The 5,947-nt window shown below is 63.9% G+C and carries 4 protein-coding genes; 2 read left to right on the top strand and 2 right to left on the bottom strand.

What is annotated here, in order from left to right; genetic code table 11:
* Nucleotides 1-938, top strand: a 938-nt coding sequence (locus ACSDR0_RS49120; RefSeq protein WP_435295875.1) for a hypothetical protein, incomplete at its 5' end; no start/stop codon positions are given.
* 600 nt (nucleotides 939-1,538) lie between these two features.
* On the top strand, nucleotides 1,539-1,859 hold the full coding sequence (locus ACSDR0_RS49115) for a 2Fe-2S iron-sulfur cluster-binding protein (RefSeq protein WP_435295876.1): 321 nt from the start codon (nucleotides 1,539-1,541) through the stop codon (nucleotides 1,857-1,859).
* 163 nt (nucleotides 1,860-2,022) lie between these two features.
* On the opposite strand, the gene ACSDR0_RS49110 is transcribed toward ACSDR0_RS49115, so the two are convergent.
* Together ACSDR0_RS49110 and ACSDR0_RS49105 are read right to left on the bottom strand one after the other, a co-directional pair.
* On the bottom strand, nucleotides 2,023-4,239 hold the full coding sequence (locus tag ACSDR0_RS49110; RefSeq protein WP_435295874.1) for an NACHT domain-containing protein: 2,217 nt from the start codon (nucleotides 4,237-4,239) through the stop codon (nucleotides 2,023-2,025).
* Between the two features lie 158 nt (nucleotides 4,240-4,397).
* Nucleotides 4,398-5,591, bottom strand: a complete 1,194-nt coding sequence (locus ACSDR0_RS49105; RefSeq protein ID WP_435295873.1) for a YcaO-like family protein — start codon at nucleotides 5,589-5,591, stop codon at nucleotides 4,398-4,400.
* Nucleotides 5,592-5,947 lie beyond the last annotated feature (356 nt).

Raw genomic sequence — 5,947 nt, 5'->3', positions numbered from 1 at the left:
ATCGGGAGCCTCGTCTCATCCGCCACCGCTTTGCGCGTACCCATCGTGACCAGCGTCGTCACGATGGAAAGGGCTCACGGAAAACTCTAAAGAGTCGTCGAACAGGTGCGGTGATCGCGATCGCCGTTGGACTCGCGGCGGTCATCGCCCTGAAGGTGCTACCAGGCGATACAGATGAGCGGAAGCATCAGCTCGACGTCGCCACCGTCCCGACCAGCCGTCCGAGTTCAACGAACGCAAACCTCACATCGACGCCCACCGCTACAGCAGCCGTGAAGACCGAGTCTTCGCCGCCCCAACCAGCCCCGCCACCGCGCACGGTTACAGAGCTGGCCGCCGCGATCGAGCTCGCCCTGGAGGCCACCCCGGCGGGGACGTTCAGCTTCGAGGGGGGATTCACTCAGAGCAACGCCGGTGGAATAGCCACCGGGCGATTCATGAACCATCTGGCGTACGACGATCTCGACGTGAAGATCAAGTCTTACGAGGGCTTTAGCCGTCGTTATGTGGTCGTGAGCAAGACTGTCTATCCCAAAAACCAGGGAACGGATGGATCACCTATTGAGAGCATAAATTCGGCTAACCCTGACTGGTATGGGCTTGTCGTTGCCGGTACAGCTGGGCCATCGATCATCCGGGAGGTCGTGGCCAACTCCGCTCGGTTGAAGCGCAAGGGGCGCAACTACTCCGGCACTCTCGCCATCGAGGACACCAACGGCTCGCTTCGACAGTTACTCAACTCGTGGATGGGCGGCGACGTCACCAAGATGAATGCCGACTCATACATCACTTTCAAACTCATCATCGACAATGAGGATCGACCGGAGAAGTTTGAAATCGCCTGGTGTGTACCAATAACCGACGTAGAGATCTATAAGTCCGTCTTTACGACAACCTACAAGAACTGGACAACTAGGCACAAGATCAAGCAATCGTAGCGGCGGCGGGTGCACTGATCATGGCCCAGCCGAGTGAGCAGGATGGTGTGCCGCCACTGTTGAGCCGGTGGACAGGTCTTGCCGAGAGCGCTTCGATCAGGCTGCCACCACGCAGGGCCCTTCAGGTTCGCAGCCAAAATCGACACCCGCTTTAGGAGAGCGGTGATCGTACGACTGGCTTATGTGGCGTGAGCTGCGCGAACCCTTCGCGTAGCCCGCAGTGTTTGCGAGATCATCCCGCGCACGTCCCGCACCCGCCGAGGCCAGCCACCATGTCGCTCGGTGGCAAGCCGGCTCGGAGCGCAGAGCTGACGGGGACGCCCTTGAGCCCTCTCACGCCCGACGCGACTTTCTGATCGCGATCAAGGGGGCCGAAGGCGTGGATGCGGAGGAATGGACGCCACGAGAGTTGCGCCACAGTTTCGTCTCGCTGCTCTCCGACAATGGCCTTCTTCTGGAAGAGATCTCAAGACTAGTCGGCCATAGCAGTACAGCTGTGACGGAAGCTGTATATCGAAAGCAAATCCGGTCGGTCATACAAAACGGAGCGGTGACGATCGCAGCGGTCTCACCGTCCCCTGAGACGCCGACTACGCAAGCCTGCTCGAACTGGCGGAGGCCTGCGGCATCCCGACCCGCTGGTCCTGCCGTACCGGCGTCTGCCACACCTGCGAGAGCGGTCTGCTGTCCGGCGCGGTCGGCTACTCGCCGGTCAGCACGTTGCCGCCGACCGCTGTCAGGGCCCCTCTCGCCGCCGAAGCCACCGCAGCCGCACCCACCCCTGAGACGAGCAGCGGCGCGAACGCGCCCGCCGACAACAACCGCCAGCAACGCGGGCGGAGACCATGGACGTGCCGCGGTTCCTGTCGCCTTCGCCAGCCGCGCCACCTTGGCACTTACCCCAGCGCGCATCAGCTCTGACTGATCATCCTGCAGCTCAGCGCTCACATCGCCAAATATCGCCACCCGCCGCCGCGAATTCCCGTAAGACCGCCAACTGCCACCAAGACGTGACCAGCTCTGATCCGGGCGGGGTGCCGGGCGCCCGGGAAGTATCACCAGGTTGGCCTGCTTAGAGGCGGCCTCAGCGTGGGAAGTGCCGATCGAGGATGTGGGCCCATTCGGTCGGGGTGATGAGTTCCCCCGTGCTGGCCTGACGTTCGGCTTGGAGGTCGACCAGTTCGGCGAGAGCCGCGGTGAATGGGTTCGCCCGTTCCTCTGTGGTCAGAGCGCTGAGCGCCTTCCGCAGGCGGGCGTGAGCTGCGGGGAAAGGAGACAGGTGCTTCTGAAGTTCGGTGTCCCGGAACTGGTAGAACGGCCCCTCAGTACGCAGCAGGCGCAGGCGGTAGGCGTCGTCGAAGAAGTCCATCGCCCGCCGGGGTAGCCGCCCTGTGGTGGCCAGATGGGGGATCGTCAAGCTGTACGCCAGCCAGGCGTGGTGATTTCCCAGCATGAGCCCGAAGAGCAGCCCGAACACGAGCCCGCCCACGAGCACGGCCACCGGACCCAACCCGCCTATCCATCCGATGACTCCTGCCATGAGTCCAATCGCGAGCCCGCTGGCCATCCTGATGAGGGTGAGACTCCTGTCGTTTTGCCAGGTCGAGCGTGGAGATCGTGCCATAGTTGTGCCGGCGGGATCCTCTACCCAGGCGAGCAGGCCAACGGCGAACTCGAATCCGAGCCCGGATATAAGCCCGATCATCAGTGCGTACCACAGGGTCCCACCACTCATGATCAAGCCCACGAGTGTGCCCAGGAGACCGACTATCAGCCCGCGCCTGAGGTAGCGGATCAGAAGCGAGGCTCTCCCACGAAGCTGGAAATTGGCATAGCCGGGGGACTCCTCGAACCACGATCCCGTCGCCAGCGTGACCACGAGCGCGGACACGATGCCGATTACCACCGCCCAAGCCACCGGCGCTGTGGTTATGACGTCGACCCCGATTCCGACCACGAGTCCACACACGAGGCCGACTGCCAATCGGATCAGACGTGTTGGGGCGTAGCGCGCCAGATGCCACCAGGCCACGTCATGAGTGTCCTCGCCGGGCAGCGTGAGCAGGTGGCAGAGGTAGGTGAGCCAACGGCGTATGTCGCCTGCGGGCCAGGAGAAATGAGGCCGGAAAGGCAGGGCTTCGTTGCCGGTGGGAGGGTATGCGCTCACGACGGCGGGGATGAGCTGGTCGTGCAGGTGGGCGTTGAGCGCGGACGGATCCCGCAACGAGCCGAGATCCAGCAACGTCACCGGATCCGGCTTCTCGCGGGGTTCAATGTAGGTTTCGCGGACGAGCCAGAGTCCCCGAGATGTCGAACAGACCTTGGCCAGGGCGGGAGCGGCCCCCCTCCGCAGGTCGTCCAGGATCCGGGGCCAGGAGTGTGGGGGCGGAGCGGAAAAACACGCTTCCAGATGATCGGCCGCCACGCGGGAAGCAATGAGTTGCGGCTCGATGACAGCTGCCTCACTGAGAACGTCACCCACTTCCTTGACGGCTGCCGCGAAGGGGGCCGTACGGCAGGTGACGATCAGCTGCGGGAATTCAGCGCGTTTCAGCGGCGCGAGTATCTTGGCCAGGGACTCCGGGGGCAACTCGTCCAGTCCGTCCAACACGGGCAACACCGCGCTATGAGCTACCAGCTTTTTAGGAGTGCCGGGGGGGAGTCCTTCGCCATGCAGTGCGGGGTAGTCCTGGTCGAGGCACTCGGCTAGCCAATCCAGCACTGATTGCTTGGTATTCCAGCGCGCGGCTGATAGCAGCACCGGAACAGGCTCACCCAGTTGGCGCGTTTCCAGAAGCTTCATAAGCAGCTGTACGGCCAAGGTGGTCTTTCCTGTCCCTGGCCCACCCAGGATGATCAGGCGCTGGCATTTAAGTGCGCGGAAGTCGTCGGCCAGCTTGGCAATGTCACCCGTGAAGTTGGCGAAGGTCCGGGCTCCCTCGACGATCAGGCGGGGATGGTTCGATAGCTCTACGCAATCGGTCGATCGCCAGGGCACTGGGATGGGCTGGGAATTCTCGATGACCTCGTTTCTCCACCGCTCGGTCACCAGGCCCGCGAGGATGTCCTTGGCCTTGTCGATACCGGTGACCGTGGGGGTGGGCGGTGGCCTGGCCGACCCCCGCCACGAGGACCACAGCCGCACCAGCCCGTTTGCCAGAACTACCACGCCGGCCATCGTCACCATGATCTGGACGATGTTCAGGACTATGAGGTTGACGTCCAGCTTCGGCAGCGGCACCGCTCGCACCACCCACATGAACAAGTATGCCAGCCCAAGGATCAAAAGCCCCAGCGCCACGGTGCTCTTGGGGTTGGGTCCCCGTCCCCAGCGATGCCCAGCCATAACTCCAGTATGCGATTACGCCCCGTCACAACGTAACCATGAACCCACAAGCGGAAGGTTGATCAAGCGGAAAAGTTCCTTCTTTGATCCATGTTCAGCCCAAACCGGTGACATCAGCACGGAAATCTCGTGGCTTGTCCGCGAGGACCCGGCAGGACCAGGTTTCCGTCGGAGATCAACATGAAGCGGTCCAGATCCGGCACGATGACGTGTACGGCGATGATCTCTCCTGACAGGGTGGCCACCGTACGGTGGTAAGGCGTGTAGCCGCGTGCGGCCAGGATGGCGATCACCTTGCGCAACTGGGCATGGGGTCGATGGGGTGCGCTGCCCGCCGGGGTGAAGGGGATCATGATGGCGTCGCGCAGGTGGTCGGTGAGGTCGAACCGTCCGCACGCGTGGAGCGCGGGATAAGCGGCGAGCCCGGCGAGGTCCCCTCGGAGGGGGACGCCGGACCACGACAGGGATTCCCCCAAGGTGGTCTGCAACAGCTCGGTGAGAGCGCGCCAGACGGCGTGAGTGCGTCTGAGCGAGGTGCCGGCGCCGCGCCGATGTGGGTGATGGCAGGTGGGCGCGGTGTAGGCGAGCATGGTGGGCACCCCGAGGTCGCTGGTGATGTCCAGCAGATACACCGGGGAGCCGGTGAGCCGCTCGGCCGCCGAATACGCGCGCGCCGGCTCCCTCGGGAGAGTGGCCGGGTCGATCACCCGGGGCTGGAAGCCGACTGGGCGGAGGAAGGCCCGCACCAGAAGCAGGGACAAGGCGTCGCGCTCGATGGTCTCGTTGAGGGCGTGCAGCAACGCCTCGTCGGCCGTGACGCCGATGGCCGAGCCGTTGTTGCAGCTGTATCGCATCAGGTCACCGTAATCGTAGGCGTCCGTGACCTGCTCGCGTAGCCGGCTGGCAGTGGTCTCGACATACCAGGGGGCCGACAAGAACAGCGGCACGAGCAGCTCCTGCCCTCCTCCAAGGGGGCGGTAGCGGTGGCAGGCCAGGCTGGGGGCGGGTGTTCGCGCTAGCAGTACAGTCCAGGCCTCATCCCGCAGAGGCCCGGCTGCGATCCGAGCGGGCTCGGTCAGCTCCACCGCTGTGGGGTCGAACAAGGCGGGACCCGTGAGGTAGTGCTCGAGCGCCTCGAACAGCGCTCCCACCCGCGCCTCCTCGGGCCGCCCCTTGCCCATCCCCTGGGCCATCGGCGGCATGGCGCCATCGCCGCTGACCATACGGCACAGCCAGGCGGTCGGATCGCCGCCCCGCCCCAAGTCGGTGAGCTCCGGCTCCCAGCAGAGTTCCGCCAGCGCCGCCATCACCCGCCTCGTGGCTTCCCTCAGCGGTACCGCGCGCTCCACTGCCTGTTGGTCTTCGCCTCGCACAGCAGTTTTTCCAGTCGCTCACGTTCGGCTGGGGTCAGTTCCTGATCGCTTCTGTCCAGCGACTCGCATTTTGTGTAGTCCAGACCGTGACCCATGAGGCTCGCCCTCCCCTCACACGAGTGAGCTCTCCATACCCGGGAGCACCCACGGCGAACACCACGAGCGCCGAATATGTGGCAAAAGATCACGAAGGCCCCAGTGAATCGCCTGCTCAGTGGGCGTTTGACATCGATTTACGATGGGTATTTTGATGTGCTTTGTCGTATTCATCACCAACCTGCACGGCCTGA

Origin of the sequence: Streptosporangium sp. G11 (genome assembly GCF_051192615.1) — a bacterium.
Lineage (GTDB): Bacteria > Actinomycetota > Actinomycetes > Streptosporangiales > Streptosporangiaceae > Streptosporangium.
This window is presented reverse-complemented; position numbering and strand designations above follow the sequence as displayed.

Excerpts from the sequence above, each read along its gene's own strand:
- ACSDR0_RS49105 (WP_435295873.1), bottom strand. The coding sequence starts at position 5,591 with ATGGCGGCGCTGGCGGAACTCTGCTGGGAGCCGGAGCTCACCGACTTG.